The sequence below is a fragment of the Paenibacillus solani genome (assembly GCF_050475945.1).
Classification (GTDB): Bacteria; Bacillota; Bacilli; order Paenibacillales; family Paenibacillaceae; genus Paenibacillus_AQ; species Paenibacillus_AQ solani_A.
Map to the genome: position 1 here is coordinate 1 of NZ_JBCMXJ010000017.1, position 16,340 is coordinate 16,340.

Annotated in this window: 15 protein-coding genes, 1 tRNA gene, 2 pseudogenes and 1 other annotated feature; of the genes and pseudogenes, 7 read left to right on the forward strand and 11 right to left on the reverse strand. The window is 48.4% G+C overall.

The genetic code is table 11. From position 1 onward, the window contains the following. Positions 1-74: 74 nt before the first annotated feature. Entirely contained in the window at positions 75-518 is a 444-nt protein-coding gene (locus ABEQ74_RS21880) for an acetyltransferase (RefSeq protein WP_430124262.1), read from the reverse strand. A 135-nt stretch (positions 519-653) separates the two neighbouring features. On the opposite strand from ABEQ74_RS21880, the gene ABEQ74_RS21885 reads away from it, so the two are divergent. The 3 genes from ABEQ74_RS21885 (at position 654) to ABEQ74_RS21895 (ending at position 4,197) form a co-directional block, all read left to right on the forward strand. Further along, a complete protein-coding gene (locus tag ABEQ74_RS21885; RefSeq protein WP_430124263.1) occupies positions 654-1,082 on the forward strand; it encodes an EamA family transporter in 429 nt (142 codons plus the stop codon). Between the two features lie 143 nt (positions 1,083-1,225). Beyond that, positions 1,226-1,993 (forward strand): class I SAM-dependent methyltransferase, encoded by a 768-nt coding sequence (locus ABEQ74_RS21890; RefSeq protein WP_430124265.1) that lies wholly within the window; start codon positions 1,226-1,228, stop codon positions 1,991-1,993. Between the two features lie 55 nt (positions 1,994-2,048). After that, positions 2,049-2,271, forward strand: a binding site (T-box leader). A 63-nt stretch (positions 2,272-2,334) separates the two neighbouring features. Continuing rightward, positions 2,335-4,197, forward strand: coding sequence for an arginine--tRNA ligase (locus ABEQ74_RS21895; RefSeq protein ID WP_430124266.1), 1,863 nt, complete (start codon positions 2,335-2,337; stop codon positions 4,195-4,197). Between the two features lie 91 nt (positions 4,198-4,288). Here ABEQ74_RS21895 and ABEQ74_RS21900 read toward each other — a convergent pair whose 3' ends face one another. Beyond that, the gene (locus tag ABEQ74_RS21900) at positions 4,289-4,729 is read right to left on the reverse strand and encodes a hypothetical protein (RefSeq protein WP_430124267.1); all 441 of its coding nucleotides are present in this window, start codon (positions 4,727-4,729) and stop codon (positions 4,289-4,291) included. Between the two features lie 219 nt (positions 4,730-4,948). Beyond that, a tRNA-Arg gene (locus tag ABEQ74_RS21905) sits at positions 4,949-5,022 on the reverse strand. A 161-nt stretch (positions 5,023-5,183) separates the two neighbouring features. On the opposite strand from ABEQ74_RS21905, the gene ABEQ74_RS21910 reads away from it, so the two are divergent. Further along, positions 5,184-5,480: a DUF4870 domain-containing protein gene (locus tag ABEQ74_RS21910; protein ID WP_054401261.1), complete on the forward strand. Its 297-nt coding sequence runs from the start codon at positions 5,184-5,186 to the stop codon at positions 5,478-5,480. A gap of 155 nt (positions 5,481-5,635) precedes the next feature. Here ABEQ74_RS21910 and ABEQ74_RS21915 read toward each other — a convergent pair whose 3' ends face one another. Beyond that, positions 5,636-6,001 (reverse strand): hypothetical protein, encoded by a 366-nt coding sequence (locus tag ABEQ74_RS21915; protein ID WP_430124268.1) that lies wholly within the window; start codon positions 5,999-6,001, stop codon positions 5,636-5,638. Positions 6,002-6,060: 59 nt separating this feature from the next. Further along, complete coding sequence (locus tag ABEQ74_RS21920; protein WP_430124269.1) at positions 6,061-6,369, reverse strand: hypothetical protein; 309 nt, start codon at positions 6,367-6,369, stop codon at positions 6,061-6,063. Positions 6,370-6,532: 163 nt separating this feature from the next. On the opposite strand from ABEQ74_RS21920, the gene asnB reads away from it, so the two are divergent. Then, on the forward strand, positions 6,533-8,377 hold the full coding sequence (gene asnB, locus ABEQ74_RS21925) for an asparagine synthase (glutamine-hydrolyzing) (protein ID WP_430124270.1): 1,845 nt from the start codon (positions 6,533-6,535) through the stop codon (positions 8,375-8,377). Positions 8,378-8,449: 72 nt separating this feature from the next. Here the strand turns inward: asnB and ABEQ74_RS21930 are convergent, their stop codons facing one another. The 3 genes from ABEQ74_RS21930 to ABEQ74_RS21940 form a co-directional block, all read right to left on the reverse strand. Continuing rightward, complete coding sequence (locus ABEQ74_RS21930) at positions 8,450-9,082, reverse strand: XTP/dITP diphosphatase (protein WP_430124271.1); 633 nt, start codon at positions 9,080-9,082, stop codon at positions 8,450-8,452. A gap of 4 nt (positions 9,083-9,086) precedes the next feature. Next, positions 9,087-9,845 carry a ribonuclease PH gene (gene rph, locus ABEQ74_RS21935; RefSeq protein ID WP_053489424.1) on the reverse strand — a complete coding sequence of 253 codons (759 nt, stop codon included), beginning with the start codon at positions 9,843-9,845 and terminating at the stop codon, positions 9,087-9,089. A gap of 115 nt (positions 9,846-9,960) precedes the next feature. Next, positions 9,961-11,019 carry a GerMN domain-containing protein gene (locus ABEQ74_RS21940; RefSeq protein ID WP_430124272.1) on the reverse strand — a complete coding sequence of 353 codons (1,059 nt, stop codon included), beginning with the start codon at positions 11,017-11,019 and terminating at the stop codon, positions 9,961-9,963. Between the two features lie 165 nt (positions 11,020-11,184). On the opposite strand from ABEQ74_RS21940, the gene ABEQ74_RS21945 reads away from it, so the two are divergent. Further along, the gene (locus tag ABEQ74_RS21945; protein WP_430124273.1) at positions 11,185-11,748 is read left to right on the forward strand and encodes a phosphatidylglycerophosphatase A family protein; all 564 of its coding nucleotides are present in this window, start codon (positions 11,185-11,187) and stop codon (positions 11,746-11,748) included. 371 nt (positions 11,749-12,119) lie between these two features. Then, entirely contained in the window at positions 12,120-12,488 is a 369-nt protein-coding gene (locus ABEQ74_RS21950) for a hypothetical protein (RefSeq protein ID WP_430124274.1), read from the forward strand. Positions 12,489-12,581: 93 nt separating this feature from the next. On the opposite strand, the pseudogene ABEQ74_RS21955 reads toward ABEQ74_RS21950, so the two are convergent. From ABEQ74_RS21955 to glgD, 3 genes and pseudogenes are all read right to left on the reverse strand, one after another. Next, a pseudogene (locus tag ABEQ74_RS21955) lies at positions 12,582-13,114 on the reverse strand (aminopeptidase); the annotation flags it as partial. Positions 13,115-13,294: 180 nt separating this feature from the next. Then, positions 13,295-15,192 (reverse strand): annotated as a pseudogene (gene glgP, locus ABEQ74_RS21960) (glycogen/starch/alpha-glucan family phosphorylase). 39 nt (positions 15,193-15,231) lie between these two features. Further along, a complete protein-coding gene (glgD, locus tag ABEQ74_RS21965; protein WP_430124275.1) occupies positions 15,232-16,335 on the reverse strand; it encodes a glucose-1-phosphate adenylyltransferase subunit GlgD in 1,104 nt (367 codons plus the stop codon). Positions 16,336-16,340: the final 5 nt, after the last annotated feature.

Sequence of the window (16,340 nt, forward strand, 5' to 3'; positions counted from 1 at the left end):
TGAGGATGAGAACCCCGAGGGGCCGCTCGATACCCACTTCTGATTGATGGGCTCAGCTGCGCTGATCCATGTCCTTACTGCAGCTGCATGTGAATAAGCGGAAACGGCTTCCCGGAGCCATCCAGCTCGGAACGGCCGATTTGCACGAAGCCGTATTTTTTATAAAAAGCATGGGCCTTGGGGTTCTGTTCATTCACATCAACTTGCAGCCCCCGCCCCTTCAGCTGTTCGGCATGCCGGATAAGTTTAGTTCCCGTGCCTTGGCCGTGATGGAGGGGATCCACAAACAGCATTTCGATTTTGGGGCCATCCAACCCTATAAATCCAATAGGTTCCTGTTCCGGATTTAAGCACACCCAGATCTCCACGGCTCTCAGCGCTCCATTTTGCACCATCTCATAATAAAACCGGATATCTTCCTCCATCAGGAAATCATGCGTTTGGGATACGGCACGAAGCCATATTTGAACCAACCGATCATGATACTCTTCTGTGTACGGCGCTATATGTAACGTCATTTTTCATCCAGCCCCCTTCCAAATCATTCAATCTCATCGAAATTCATGGTATTGTTAAAATTGCCCTATACTATTATAAAGGAATCCGATACATTAATCAGAGACTTTATCTTTTACAGGAAGGAGAAAAACGATATGCCTCTATGGCTGGTATACGCATTGCTGTCAGCGGTTACGGCAGCGCTTGTCGCTATTTTTGGAAAAATAGGCTTACAAAATATCGATGCCAATTCGGCAACGGCCATTCGCTCTGTCATTATGGCACTGTTTTTGCTGGGGGTCGTAGGAGTTCAAGGAAAATTCTCTGAACTTGGCGACATTCTCGTTCAGAAAAAAGCATTAAGCTTCATTGTGCTCAGCGGCATTGCGGGGGCATTGTCCTGGCTGTTCTATTTTCTGGCGCTAAAATACGGCAAAGTATCACAGGTAGGTCCTATCGATAAATTGAGTGTTGTCATCGCGGTTATTCTGGCTTTCGTGTTTCTTGGGGAGAAAATCTCCTGGATTAATGTGGCCGGCGTTGCACTTATCGCTGTTGGTGCACTTCTAGTTGCTGTTAAATAATGTCCTACATAAAACCGCTGCCCAGCGGCTTTTTTTCACACTTCTTATTGATAAAACCTATCAATTTAATTACATTTATATATTTCTAATTATAAGTCAAATATGCCACAATGAGAATAAGTTATAGCTGAAGGGGTGTTGTTATGTCAGAGCAAGTATGGAAGCCTTACGAGTATGATCGGCAGCTATCGTTTGTCTCGGCTTATGGGAAAGGGGTTGCAGAGCTTCTTGCACCTCAGCCCGGAGAAAGGATTCTCGATCTCGGCTGCGGAACGGGAGATTTGGCTTATGAAATATCTGCTTCGGGTGCACATGTAACTGGTATGGATTATTCGGCCGAGATGATTGAGCGCGCCAAAGGCAAATACCCCGGGCTTACATTTATGGTCGGCGATGGCGAGAACTTCGCCACCGAAACACCGTATGATGCCGTCTTCTCGAATGCCGCTCTGCATTGGATGAAAGACGCTGCTAGCGTGGTACGCTCCGTCTATAACTCCCTCAAGCCCGGTGGTCGATTTGTGGCGGAATTTGGTGGGTTGGGAAATATAGATGGAATTTATCAGGCTTTAAAATCCGTTTTCGCCAATTATTATGGAATTGATGCGGACACCCGGAATCCTTGGTATTATCCAAGTTTGGGACAGTATGCCTCCTTGCTCGAATCCCAAGGATTCCGCGTTCATACTGCCCATCACTTCGATCGTCCCACGAAACTGCCTGAGGGCAAGGATGGCATTAAGCACTGGCTGCTGCAGTTCGGGGATCACTTCTTTGCCGGGTTTACAGTTGAAGAAAAGAACGAGGCCATTGATCACATCAGTCAAGCTGCCCAAAAAGCTCTCTGGCATAAGGATTCCTTCTACGGAGATTACAAGCGTCTGCGAGTCTTTGCGGAAAAGGTTGTATAAATTTGGGGTTGATTTTCTGAAAAGAATAGTTAATAATATGGAAAACTTGAGCATGTCATTTTCGTTGATTGGGAGAGTAACTGCATTTGACTTTAGTCCAAGCGAGCCGGGATGGTGGAAACCGGTACAGAGTCTGCGGTGAAACGGACCCAGGAGATGGCCTTCCGAAGTGAAATACTGTAGGAAGCCCCGGCTTACACCGTTATCGTATAAGGTGGTTAAACCCGTGCGGTTTAACAACAAGAGTGGTACCGCGAGCACAAGTCCTCGTCTCTTTATGAGATGAGGGCTTTTTTTGTTTATCAGACATACTTTGCTTATTTTTCAGAGGGGGATTTAACATGTTAAGTCAATTCATTAATTCGAGCCTTCAACAAGCTGTCAACCAGGTGTGTGAAGCTTTGGGTGCCAAACTGCCCGATTCCACTCCAGTCCGGATTGAACAGCCTGCCAATATGGAGCATGGGGATTATGCCACCAACATCGCAATGCAGCTTGCAAAGCTGCTACGTAAGGCTCCATTGCAGATTGCCGGGTTAATACAAGCCGAGCTTGAGCAGGATGCATCCTACAAACAGCTTATCTACTCCACCGAGATCGTGGCACCCGGATTTATGAATCTGCGTATCAATTGGGAATATTGGGCGGAACGTCGCTTCGAATTACCTGCAGCAGCTAACCAAAAAATCGTCATCGAGCATACTTCCATCAACCCGAATAAATCCGCCCATATCGGGCATCTAAGAAATTCTTGTATTGGAGATACGCTCGTAAGACTAATGAAAAAGCTTGGCTACGAGGTTGAGGTTCATAATTATATCGATGACCTAGGCAATCAATTGGCAGATACGGTGGTCGGGATGCTTCACACGCCGCTGTCAAAAGAACACGCCCGGTTCGGCGATTACTGCTGGGACGTATATTCAAGCACCAATAAGGCCTACGAAAGGGAGCCTGGGCTGGTTCAGCATCGGACCGAGGTTTTGCACGCTTTAGAGGAAGGTAACCAGAACCTGTCGTGGATCGGGCTGCTCGTGGCCGAGAGAATCGTCAAAGAACATCTGGAAGAAATGAAGCAGTTCGGCATTGATTATGATCTGCTTGTCTGGGAGAGCAACATTGTCAGAGAGGGATTCTGGGCATCCGCTTTCGAGCTGTTGAAGAACACCCCACTCTTTCATCAGGAATCCGAAGGCAAGCTTGCAGGCTGCTGGGTGCTCAAGCAATCAGGAACGGAAGCCGGGGACGATTCGGAATCAGATCACAGCATGGATAAAGTACTCGTTCGCTCCAATGGCATACTGACATACACGGCTAAAGACATAGCCTATCACCTGTGGAAATATGGTCTCCTTAGCAACGATTTTGTATATAAAAAATTCACAGACGAGGTTTGGACGACAAGCACTCATGGAGAGCAGCTCACCTTCGGCAAAGCAGACATGGTCATCAATGTCATTGACCATCGGCAGCAGTACCCGCAAGCGATGGTAAAGCAGGCACTGGAAAGCTTGGGTTTCCATGAAGAGGCCGCTAAGCTTCGTCATGTGAGCTACGGAGTGGTCTCACTTAGTCCATCCGCTGCGGCGGATCTGGGAATTGATACTTCCGACGGAAAAGCATCCTACGCGATGTCCGGCCGTCAGGGTATCGGGATCAAAATTACGGAGCTCATCGAGCAAGTCACCAAGGTTATCGAAGACACCCGCTCCGATAAAAGTGGATTATCGAGCCATATGATCGCAGCTGCGTCTATCCGTTACTATCTGCTGCGTTTTGCCCTGCATACCGAGGTAGTGTTCGACATGAAGCAGGCTACTGAAATATCAGGTAATACCGGGGTATACTTGCTCTACTCCTACGCACGTGCACTCAGCGTGCTTAATAAAGCTCAAGAAGCCGATATATTACCTTCGCTGCCTGCCCGGTTCCCTACCATGGATAAAGCGGAGCATGCCCTGATACGGCATATCAGCACATGGCAGGATACCCTGTATGCCGCAGGAGAGGAGCTATCCCCGAGCGCAATTTGTAACTTTACCTATGAGCTTTGCTCCCTGTTCAACAATTTCTACTCGGCGTGCCCGATTCTGAAGGCTGGGGAGGATGTGCTCCCATTCCGGGTATGGCTCACTTCTTTATTTAAGGATACCCTAGGAGAAGCCTTAGAAGTATTGGGACTGCCTACGCCAAGCCGGATGTAAAATCATACTCTGCAGAAAATCGAATCACACTGTCTATATAAAAAAGCCACCCTACTTATTCTGTGGAATAATAGTGGTGGCTGATTCTATATTATTTAAGACCTCTGACAGTTAATCTGACAAGGACTCCATCTGCTGCAGGCTCCTCCTCGAGAGTCCAGTTGACAGCCAGCGCTTCCTTCAAGCGAGCCAACTGCTCCTCTTGGAGCTTCAGTCCTTCAATAATGCCTTCACCCACATGGAAGTCGGACTCGGAACTAATGCGGAAAGCTTCTTCAAGCCATATTTTCAACCCATTGCGCGTATTGAACGTTATTTGATATCCTTCGCTCACAGCCTTTTCTAGGTCTTCCCCATGTTCTCCAGCATATGCGAACAATTCATCGTAGCTAAAATGGTCATGATTCGCGATTTGAAATCTCTTTACATCACCCGAGCGGACTGCCTCCAGCAACTCGAAAGAAACAAGCCCCGATTTTCGGGCGTGCTCCAATAGGATGGCGGTATTCTGTGATATTTTAGTAAGCTGCATGCTTGTTGCCTCCTCAAAATGGTGCTCAAAAATATTTTCCCTTCTATTATAAGATGATTGGCCTGCGATGTCAGGAATTTCTTCACGGGTACGGCCTTTCAGGCCGACTGCGAAGTAAATCTAACGAAGACTATGCTCCGACGAACCCCATTAAGGGTTCTCACCCTTCTGGAATAAGCAAAGAAGCCACCAATTTTAACATTGGCCGCTTCTTTTTTACGTCCCAGAAGGGATTCGAACCCCTGACCGACGGCTTAGAAGGCCGTTGCTCTATCCAGCTGAGCTACTGGGACATATATGTAGAACAAACTTTTTAAACAGTAACGAAGTATATTATATCGCATCTTTTGTATTTTTCAAAGCACTTTTTTTAAAAGGATTTCTCAATCGAATCAGGAGCAGGCTTCCTGGGTAATATGTATATCATTAGAACGACTTTAGGAGCGTGATACCATTGAGACAATTGTTATCCTCTTTATCCTATTTCAGCATCTTCTTTGCGCCGTTCATCCTTCCTGTCATCGTCTGGATCTTGTCTGCTGATGCTTACGTTGCCAAGCACGCCCGCCGTGCCCTGTTCTCACATATATTCCCAGTTATTGCTGCGATACCGCTGATTTACATGGCCGTCACTTCAGGGTCCTTCGGTTCCATAATCGGATACCTCGTCCTGTTCGGCATCATATACTTCGGTGCTTTTGTATACAACGTTATCATGGGCATTCAAGTATTAAGAGAGCATGCATATTGAGCTATTGATTATAAAGAAGGACCATGCGTGCAGCGCAAGGTCCTATTTTTTATTTTATAGTTATCAGTCCTTTGCTGGATGGTACACTTTTCGTGCCGATTTCCTTGTACTAAAAAAGACCTGCCGATTCAACGACAGATCTCTTCTTTCTTACTCTAAAAATATTGGGGTCCCTCGCTTAACCGCTGGTTTAGCTGTTCATATAACTGGCCTGTCGAAAGAAGCTGCTGCTTGAATGCATCACGACTTTCCTCGGCGCTTGAATGAACGCTATTCTCAAACGCTTCGTCCGTGGCATCCACAAAAGCATCATTCATACTGTTGTCATACCAATCCACTTCCAAGCTGGCATTACTGCGAACAATTTTCACCAAATCATAGCCTCCCAGCGGTGAGGATGGCGTCAGATAGGCGAGCAGCGCATTTTCTCCTTCGGTTGCCGGATATACCTCTACTTCGGCACACGGTGCACCATTCACTTCCGTGATCCGGCGGATTTTGGCATCTCTTATGGTATACATTACATCCATTCTCCTTCATCAAGACGTGCAAGACTGCTCCGTCCCTATTATTTGCATATCTATTCGGACAGTAACCGCAGCTCTTCCATTTGCTGGCGAGTAGCAGGCGTACCCAATTGATAAATGGTTCGATACACCTTGTCCAGGGAAGATTGAAACATTACATTGGTGGATTGCTCGGTGGTATCCGGCCAAGGAAACATGTACCCTGTAGCTTCTTCGTCCTTCTCTTGCATCATGTCCAGCTCAATCCGAACTTGATCCGCTTCTGCGGGCGTTGCTTCGATCTCCCATTCATAAGCGCTCGCTCCCTGCTCCGTCAGCACGGAGCGGCTCTGCACAGACACATAATAGATTGACTTATCCATGGACGTTTCTCTCCTTCGCTTTGATATTCGTCCGGCATTCTTAGTTTTCGTAAAAGGACAGACATTTTATGCTTTCATTCGGCATATATCTGTATCACTTTGGCGACGTAGGATTATAAAGATGGGACAGCGTATGACAAAGACAAAGAGAGGATGAGCCGTCATGTGCGGAATAACCGGCTTTATACAATGGAGCGGCGATTTGACGCAGGATTCACAGCTGCTGGTAAGAATGACAGAAAGTTTGGCTCATCGCGGACCTGACGGATCCGGCACATGGATTTCTAACCCGTGCGCATTTGGCCACCGGAGACTTAGTGTGATCGACCCTGAAAATGGTGCTCAGCCGATGATCATTCATCAGGAAGAGAATGTCTATGCCATTGTATATAACGGGGAATTATATAATGCTGCGGAGCTTAGGAACGAATTGGTGCGACGCGGACATCGTTTCCATACCAAATGCGACACGGAAGTCTTGTTAGTCACCTATATCGAGTGGGGTCCGGAATGTGTGGAGCGCCTCAATGGAATATTCGCGTTCGCAATCTGGGACAGTGTGCGGGAACAGGTTTTTTTCGCTCGGGACCGTGTAGGAGTAAAGCCACTCTTCTACAGCTACGTTGATGGTACGCTTGTATTCGGCTCAGAACCCAAGGCATTGCTTCAGCATCCTAAAGTAGAACCTGTTGTCGGAGCTGAGGGGTTGGCTGAAGTATTCATTATTGGACCTGCGCGCACCCCAGGGCATGGCGTTTATAAAGACATTGCTGAGCTTCGTCCCGGCATGGCCATGATTTTTAATCGTGAGGGTTTACGCAAATATACGTACTGGAAACTGGAAAGCAACCCTCATGAGGAAGATGCCGACAAAACCGCACATTACCTTGGTGATCTCCTACGTGACACGGTTGAACGTCAGCTGGTATCCGACGTACCAGTGTGCTCTCTGTTATCCGGCGGGCTGGATTCCAGCGCGCTTTCCTCGCTGGCCGTTGATTACTATAAACGAACGGGCCAAGGACAAGTGCATACTTACTCCGTCGATTATGTTGACAACAACAAACACTTCAAGTCCCATTCCTTCCAGCCTGGGGCAGATGCGCCATGGATCAAGCGCATGCATGAGGAGCTGGACACGAACCATCACTGGATCGAATTTGACACTCCTGAATTGGTCGAAGCGCTGGATGCTTCTACACAGAAGCGCGATCTCCCGGGGATGGCGGATGTTGATGCCTCCTTGCTTCTCTTCTGCCGAGAGATCAAGAAAGACGCAACCGTGGCCATCTCCGGAGAAGCCGCTGATGAAATATTCGGCGGTTATCCGTGGTTCTATCGGGAAGAAATGCTGAATTCAGATACCTTCCCATGGGCAGTTGCTCCGGATATGCGGGCCGGACTGCTATCAGCCGAGATCCGGGAATGGATCAAGCCGCTGGAATACCTTGGTGACCGCTACTCCGACGCTGTCGCCGAAGTACCTAAACTGGATAGGGAGAGTGGACAACAGGCCAAAATGCGAGTCATGTCGTACCTGAATATTACCAGGTTCATGCCAACTCTGCTCGACCGCAAGGACCGGATGAGTATGGGGGCTGGACTTGAAGTACGTGTTCCCTATACCGATCACCGTCTGATTGAATATGTATGGAATATTCCTTGGCATATCAAGACGACGGGCAATCGTGAAAAAGGCATTCTGCGCAAAGCGCTTGAAGGCGTACTACCAGACGATATCCTGTACCGCAAAAAGAGTCCGTATCCCAAAACCCATAATCCAAATTATTTAGCAGCCGTCAAAGCTCAACTGTTATCCATTTTGGACGATAGCTCTTCTCCACTCCTTCCCCTTATCGACACTGCGCGAATTCGGGAGCTTGCGTCTTCGCCGGATGCCTCCTCGAATCTCCCTTGGTTTGGTCAATTGATGTCCGGACCGCAATTGTTCGCCTACTTAGCTCAAGTTCATTTCTGGTTAAAAGAATACAATGTTTCCGTACGTTGATTTTATGCTTCCGATAAAACAAAGAAACCATACCGGCACATGCCGGCATGGTTTCTTTTACCTCATAACTATTCATTCATCACTTCGAATGTCCGCTACAAGCTGGCGCAGCGCTTTCCCACGGTGACTGATCTCCTGCTTCTCCTCTATGGAAAGCTCGGCCATCGTCTTCTCGTGACTTGGCAAGTAGAACAGCGGATCATATCCAAAGCCGCCGTTTCCCGACGGGTCGGAGGTGATCCACCCTTCAACGCTTCCCTCAGCTTCAAGCTTTTCACCCGAAACGGGATCATACAGTACCAGAACACAAACAAATCGGGCCGGACTTAATAACGGCTGTTCGGTGTCCTCACCAAGCCTTAATTGTTCCAACTCACCAAGCAGCTTCTCGTTATTATCTTCGTCCGCACCATGCTCGCCGGCATATCTTGCGGAATACACGCCGGGAGCGCCATCCAGCGCATCCACGCATAATCCGGAATCATCAGCTAGCACAGGTAATCCCAGTGCATCTCCAACCGCCTTCGCTTTCTTAAACGCATTAGCTGCGAAGGTTGTTCCGTCCTCTACGACGTCAGGCAGATCAGGGTAATCATACATACTCCTCACTTCTGTACCAAAAGCAGCAAAAGCATGCGCAAATTCCCTAACCTTTCCCTGGTTTCGGGTAGCTACGATTAGCGTATCTCCAAGTGTCAATGCCATCGGATTAAACACCTGTCCCCGCATTCACGGAACCGATTTTAGCTGCAATCGGTCCAAGCGCTTCCTGCTGACGCTCGATGAGCTCGCGTATCCCCTGTTCCCCGAGCGCCAGAATCTGGTCCAGCTCCTCTCGGGAGAACGGACTCTCTTCGCCGGTTCCCTGAACCTCAACGAATGTCCCGCTTCCGGTCATGACCAGATTCATGTCGACCTTTGCTTTGGAATCCTCTTCATAGTTCAAGTCTAGCAGCGCCTGTCCGCCTGCAATGCCCACACTAATGGATGCCAGGTAATCCGTGATTGGAAATACCGCCAATTTATGCTGCTCTGCTATTTTATTTACCGCTATGGCCAAGGCTACAAATGCTCCTGTGATGGAGGTGGTCCGCGTTCCGCCATCTGCCTGAATCACATCGCAATCCAGTGTAATGGTCCGCTCGCCAAGAGCATGCAGATTCACAACAGACCTGAGCGCTCTGCCGATCAGCCGTTGAATTTCCATCGTTCGGCCACTGAGTTTACCGCGATTGGCTTCTCGTTGGTTACGGGATTGTGTAGCGCGCGGCAGCATGGAATATTCAGCCGTCACCCAGCCCTTTCCTTGTCCTTTCAGAAACGGGGGTACCTTCTCATCCACGGTTGCCGTTATTAACACCTTGGTGTCTCCCATCTCGATGTACACGGAGCCTTCCGCATATTTATTCACATGGGTCGATAAATTCATCGGTCGAAGCTCATCGCTCTTACGTCCGTTAGATCTCATGTTTTCTGCCTCCTACTTCTTATCGCAATCCTGATTAGCATTCCCTATTCTACCAAAATGCAGGCACAAAAGCATCTTCGCTGGGCATTTTTCGCAAAAGAAAGCGATGTGTCCGTTAAATCGAAATCTCGTTTATAAATTCTGGACGACTGACCGGCTCGCTATAATTTCGGCTGTCCGTTCCAACCACTTCAGCCAGATCATTCATCCGAATTCTTACCTTGGCATCACCAGAATTTTCGGCAACGGTGAGCACAACAGCCTGCAGCAGCTCGGTCGGAACCTGCTCGCCCTGCTCAAACATGCTGTCCTGCAAGGATACGGTTACAGCTCCGTCTTCCCCTTTTTCAATCGAAGCAACGGTAGTATCATCTGGAATAACCTCAACCAATCCATCTCCGTAATGCGGCCCCCGAATCAGTTCGTTCAAGGCAGCCTGAACGGAATCTTGCTCTGTCGGGACAAGCCTTGTAACAGGCACATAATATTGAATGCCGTCAGGCGTCAAGGAAGAGAAATAGACCGTAACCGGGGAAGAAGAGCTGTATATAGCATCATCCGCTTTTTGGAGGTTGATCCCCATCGCACGGGAAAGAGGACGGTCCAGCGGCGTGTGATTGACCGGCATTTCCGTCAGTTTGACGCCGTCCACCCATACCTGCATCTGCTCAATACCTTCGTGTCCTGTGAGCGTCCACGTCAACGCCTCCAAAATTTTTCGCTCATCCGCCGCTTTATAGTTTGTAAACGATTTATTAAATTCCACAACAGCCAATTTATTCTCCGGGTCGACCTTCACTTGATGAATCTGCGTACCTGCTGGCAGCAGAGCCTGAAATCCCTGAGGAACATACCCGGCATAACGCCCCCCGCTCACAAGGACCTCAAGGGATTCCTGTGCTGCGTTCGCTCCTTCCACCTTCGGAATTCCCAATGTTACAGGCGCTAACATTCCCCGCGCATCTGCAAGATAAACCGTTGTCTGCGTGCCAATATCCCCTTGGGCCGCCGTTGATCCAGCCGTATTCAGCATCTGCTTTTCCACTTGCGCAGGCGGCGGGTCAATTCCTTCCGATTGCTTCCCGGATAACATACCGCAGCCGGACAATACGATCGGAACAGCAAGCAGCCCGGCGGCGGAAAGCCTGCGAAGATTACGTTTGTTACGTTTCATGTATTGTTCCTCCCTAACATTTTTTGTACAGGTTGTACTCCTATGTATACGAGCCCTTTCCAAAAAAATAACTCTCAGTTTTCCCATTTCTGGACAAAGGGGGGCGGAAAAAGTACAATCGTCGTAAGCATCTTTCATAACCACGAAAATGAGGTGAGTTCCACCATGGCAGAAAACGATTTGAACATTCCGTATAGTTTGAACAGTAAAAAAGTAGCGGAGGCAACGCGGAGCCAGCTCCATGAGCGTGGGATCAAGTTGGAGGAAATCGCGGAACTAGTGATGATCCTTCAGAAAAAATACTATCCGTCTCTAACCATGGAAGAATGCATAGAGAATGTGGATGCCGTCCTCAGCAAACGCGAAGTTCAAAATGCGGTTTTAACTGGAATTCAGTTAGATATTTTGGCAGAGGAGGGCAAGCTCCTGTCTCCGCTTCAAGAAATGCTGGCCAACGATGAAGGTCTATATGGCGTAGATGAAGTGTTGGCATTTTCCATCGTGAACGTATATGGAAGCATCGGCTTCACCAACTATGGATACATCGACAAGCTCAAGCCGGGGATTCTTGAACAATTAAACGATAAAACAAGCGGCCGGGTTCATACATTCCTTGATGATATCGTCGGCGCGATTGCCGCTGCCGCCAGCAGCCGAATCGCTCACCGCAAGCAAGCCGACCGGGAAATTGAGTTATACGGTACTACAGAAGAACTTCCAAAAGATTAAGTGAAACACTCAAAAAGGAGATTCGCCCGATGCGAACCTCCTTTTCTGTGCTAATACGAGAGAGGTTATGCCGAATATAGTTATGAGACTACTGCTTGTTATCAAGGAATCATAGACGACTATAGCTGGATCGCAGGAAACCTCACCCCCAAATACGGTGGGTTTCTTCTATAATAAAAGATTAAATGGAGGCCCCATACCTGAAACAAATTATTAGCAATATTTCAACACGAATATTCACATATTCAACCTGTATGCTAAGTATAATGAAACGCAGAAGGGTTTTCACAACACAACAGAACGCTGGCCAGCATTCATGCACCTAGAGAGGAACTCCTTCTACCATCCTCCAATTTGAAAGGGCGATATGAATGAAATTGAAAAAGGTAGCTATCCTGCTCATGACTGTTGTTATGCTTCTCATGACTTCTGCTGTTGCGAGCGCATCCGTTCCGCTCAACCGCACCGATACGGTGACGGGCCAAGGCACGCTGATTATTACGGGCTCGGCTTATTTCAGCGGCTCGCCTGCCGCAGGGGTCATCTTTGCTAACGTCTATCAAGTAACAGGCGGCACGGAAGTGCTGGTCGAGAGCAGCCGTTCGAATATTTTCTCGAATCCGAATGTCGTCAGCTACACGATTAACTTCAATACCAACTTCTCACAAGGCACTTATATTATCCGCTACTCGCACAGCGGCTCGCTGACAGATTTAACGACATATGCACGCTTCCTCTAATACTTAAATAAGAAGAAACCGTCAGTCGCGTGGACTGCATCCTCAATGGAAAGAGGTGCAGTTCACCGCTCTGACGGTTTCTTTGCGTCTATTCTAGTAAGCCCAATTGCCCCTCCGGAAGACAGGCTCGATAATGCCGTCCGGCAGCTCTCCGTCGATATCAAGCTCTGCGCAGCCAATCATGAAATCCACATGGGTCAAGCTGACGTTCGCCCCGCGCTCCGCCAGCTGCTCATCGTAAGCTTGGTTCCGCCCTCCAGGTTGACCGGATACGCGCTGCCGAGCGCGAAATGGCAGGATGCGTTCTCATCGATCCCGGTGTTGTAGAATACCTGTTCATATTCGAGATCGGGGAATCATGAGGCACCAAGGCGATGCGGCATCGTATACACCTCTTCGGTCGGCATATTGGCAACGAAGTATACGCCCTTCTCGTTCTCCCCTCCGCCGCCGCCCCAGATATGGCCCTCTGGCAGCTCTACACGGATATCTGTTCCGGGTGCCCGGTAATGGAGGCTCTTGTATCTCTTCCCGTTCAGGCGATTCTGGCTTTGCTTCAATTGCGCGATATGGTCCCGCCATGCGCCGATCGGATCCTCCGTTTTGACGCGCGCCATGCGGAATACCGCAATATGGCATGCTACTCCGCCAAGAAATAAATCGGGTACGCTAACCCAATAAATCGGTAAATCTATCTAGTCATTTCTGCGAGCGACGTTCATATCCTATGATGAAGAACATTCCAATAGAGCACCTATGGATATCCGCCACTCCCGTGGCGAATCTTTTTTTGTTGATAAAACAGATTATCGATTTGCTCCGATCTTTACAGGGGCGATGTTCCAAATCTCCGCAGCATAACGGTGAATCGTATTATCGCTTGAAAAATGTCCTGAATTGGCAATATTAACAATCGACTTCCCGGCCCAAGAGTCGGCATCCAAATATGCTTGATCAATGTCCGACTGCGTCGCTACGTAACTTGCGAAATCCTCAAGCACAAAAAATTCATCATTGTGATCCAATAGAGACTGCAGGATCTGCCCGAATTCCAGCTCATGGCAGCAGAACGGGCCTTGGGATATCAATTGATTCAGCACACGGTTTATTCTCGGATCCTGCTCATATCGCTTCCTTGACACATAGGCTCCCGTCCTGTAATACTCCAGTACTTCCTCCAGCTTCAAACCAAACAGGAATATATTCTCTTCCCCAAGCAGCTCGAACATTTCCACGTTAGCTCCATCCAGCGTACCGATTGTTAAAGCCCCATTCATCATGAACTTCATATTTCCTGTGCCGGAGGCTTCCTTGCCAGCTGTGGAAATCTGCTCGCTAACATCGGCTGCCGGAATAATCTTCTATGCGGTTTCATAACCTGTGTCTTCAGCAGCTCGGTATGCAGCGCCGCTACTCCATTCACATGGTAGCTGCCCACAATCGCCAGATTGGCCATTCGTATCTGGTCGCTCTCAATAATGGCGAGTTGAGAGATGCGACCATGATCGTTCGGGTAGCGTTCCAGCAGCATTCCGCAGAACCGATTATTAATCTCTTCGATGATCATATAAATACGCGGCAGCAGTTCTCTGACCATACGGACCGGCCATTTCTCCAACGCTTCGCTAAGCAAGGTATGGTTCGTGTAGGATACCGTCCGGCTCGTAATGTCCCAGGCCTCATCCCAACCCAAACCCTTATCGTCAATAAGGATTCGCATAAGCTCCGGGATGACCAGCGTCGGATGCGTGTCATTAATGTGAATGGCGACATACTCAGGAAGCTCATGATAAGTTCTTCCCAACTTGTCGAACGTTCTCAGAATACTCTGAACACCTGCCGAGCAGAGGAAATACTGCTGCTTCAGCCGAAGGAGCTTGCCTTCGTATGCCGAATCATCCGGATATAAAAATTCTGATATCGATTCAACCGAACGATTGTATTCCAAGAATTTATAATAGCTGTTCTGAGAATGGGCCGGACGGATTCTGGAAATATCCGAAGCTGGTTCGGCACTCCATAACCGCAGAGTATTCACCTGACCTTCTCCATAACCGATCACCGGAACATCATAAGGCACGGCCAGCACGCGCTCATAATCGACTGTGTCAAAGACGGTCCGGCCATCCTGCTCCTTAACCTCCACATGACCCCAAAAACGTACATCGACCGCTTTATCTGCCCGGCGCTCTTCCCAGACATTTCCCCGCTGGAGCCAATTGTCCGGCAGCTCGACCTGATGACCATCAACGATCTTCTGTTCAAACAATCCATACTTATACCGGATCCCGCATCCATGGCCTGCGTAGCTGAGCGATGCCAACGAATCAAGAAAACATGCAGCAAGGCGTCCGAGCCCCCCATTGCCAAGTCCCGCATCCGGCTCCTGTTCCTCAATCTCCTCCAAATTCCATCCCAGCTCCAGTAGTCCGCGGCGGACCATATCCAGCACACCGAGGTTTAACAGATTGTTTCCCATCAGCCGTCCGATCAAAAATTCAAGGGAGAAATAATACACCTGCTTCTGCCTGGTATCCCGGTATATCCGGTTGGCAGCAGCCCATTCCCGGCCAACATATTCACGGATCATACCGCCGAGGGTCTTGTATACATCCTCAGCCGTTGCATCCTCAAGTCCTTTTCCCAAACGACTCACCAAATGCTCCGTAAAGACCTGTTTGAATGTTTCTATGTTGTTAAACAAAAGAAGGTTCCTCCTGACGAAAATTAGTTTATCTTCCTATCAAATAGAGATATCTTTGGCTATGACAAAAGGCTTCCGAAAATCGCCCTGCAGCTTATGATCCCGCGAGATCACTACATCTTTATCCAGAATAACGTTCTCGAGCCTTACGTTTTCGCCAATGACGCATTTCTGCATGATAATCGAATTATGAATGCTTGCGCCTCGCTTTACCTGTACTCCCCGGAACAAAATACTGTTCTTCACTTCCCCGTCAATCAGGCAGCCGTTGGCAACCAGCGCGTTGCTGACATCCGCCGAATTCAAATACTTTGCAGGCACTTCATATTTAATCTTGGTGTGAACGGCCTGTTTGCGAAACAAGCTGTCGTATGCCTTCGGGTTCAAAAGATTCATACTGGTCCGATAGTAACTCTCCAGCGAATTGATCACCGCGTGATACCCGGAATATTCATATCCCACGATATTCAGATGATGTTGGCCCTGCATAATTGCATCCCGGAAGAAATGGTTGCCACCATGAGCTATGCAATGATCAACCATCTCCAAAAAACGTGATTTCTCCATCACGAACATCTCCATATATACCGCGTCATGCTTGTGATCGTAATGGATATCTGTCACCTTTCCATCCGCATCGACATCCACACGGGTGCAGGAACGATGCTCCTCTCTTGGCGTCTTCACTTTGGTATAAACCAACGTCACATCAGCGCCCTGCTTCACATGGAACTCATACACTTCGTTCAAATCGACCATGCTGATATGCTGACTGCCGGAATGTACGATATGATCTGCAGCCCCCCGCTCAAAAAAATCGAGATTATTATAAATATGTCGCATTTCGCCAGAAGACACATCTGTCTCGTCATTCCAATCCGGCGGAAGAATGAACAGGCCGCCTCGCTTACGATGCATATCCCATGGTCTTCCTTCACCCAGATGGTCCATCAGGGATCGGTATTTCCTGCGGACAAACAAGGCGATATCTTCAATACCCGCATGCATCATATTGGACATCACGAAGTCAATTAAGCGGTATCTACCTGCAAATGGTACAGCGGCTCCACATCGATAATACGTCAATTCGTTCAGCACATCCCGTTCATGCTCCAAATTAATAACACCCATGAGTTTTCTCATCTCAA

What these genes read in the sequence shown, in the direction of transcription:
- ABEQ74_RS21885 (WP_430124263.1), top strand. Translation starts at nt 654, where the DNA reads ATGCCTCTATGGCTGGTATACGCATTGCTGTCAGCGGTTACGGCAGCG.
- ABEQ74_RS21950 (WP_430124274.1), top strand. Translation starts at nt 12,120, where the DNA reads ATGAAATTGAAAAAGGTAGCTATCCTGCTCATGACTGTTGTTATGCTT.
- ABEQ74_RS21940 (WP_430124272.1), bottom strand. Translation starts at nt 11,019, where the DNA reads ATGAAACGTAACAAACGTAATCTTCGCAGGCTTTCCGCCGCCGGGCTG.
- rph (WP_053489424.1), bottom strand. Translation starts at nt 9,845, where the DNA reads ATGAGATCTAACGGACGTAAGAGCGATGAGCTTCGACCGATGAATTTA.
- glgD (WP_430124275.1), bottom strand. Translation starts at nt 16,335, where the DNA reads ATGAGAAAACTCATGGGTGTTATTAATTTGGAGCATGAACGGGATGTG.
- ABEQ74_RS21900 (WP_430124267.1), bottom strand. Translation starts at nt 4,729, where the DNA reads ATGCAGCTTACTAAAATATCACAGAATACCGCCATCCTATTGGAGCAC.
- ABEQ74_RS21920 (WP_430124269.1), bottom strand. Translation starts at nt 6,369, where the DNA reads ATGGATAAGTCAATCTATTATGTGTCTGTGCAGAGCCGCTCCGTGCTG.
- ABEQ74_RS21915 (WP_430124268.1), bottom strand. Translation starts at nt 6,001, where the DNA reads ATGTATACCATAAGAGATGCCAAAATCCGCCGGATCACGGAAGTGAAT.
- ABEQ74_RS21890 (WP_430124265.1), top strand. Translation starts at nt 1,226, where the DNA reads ATGTCAGAGCAAGTATGGAAGCCTTACGAGTATGATCGGCAGCTATCG.
- ABEQ74_RS21880 (WP_430124262.1), bottom strand. Translation starts at nt 518, where the DNA reads ATGACGTTACATATAGCGCCGTACACAGAAGAGTATCATGATCGGTTG.
- ABEQ74_RS21945 (WP_430124273.1), top strand. Translation starts at nt 11,185, where the DNA reads ATGGCAGAAAACGATTTGAACATTCCGTATAGTTTGAACAGTAAAAAA.
- ABEQ74_RS21930 (WP_430124271.1), bottom strand. Translation starts at nt 9,082, where the DNA reads ATGGCATTGACACTTGGAGATACGCTAATCGTAGCTACCCGAAACCAG.
- ABEQ74_RS21895 (WP_430124266.1), top strand. Translation starts at nt 2,335, where the DNA reads ATGTTAAGTCAATTCATTAATTCGAGCCTTCAACAAGCTGTCAACCAG.
- asnB (WP_430124270.1), top strand. Translation starts at nt 6,533, where the DNA reads ATGTGCGGAATAACCGGCTTTATACAATGGAGCGGCGATTTGACGCAG.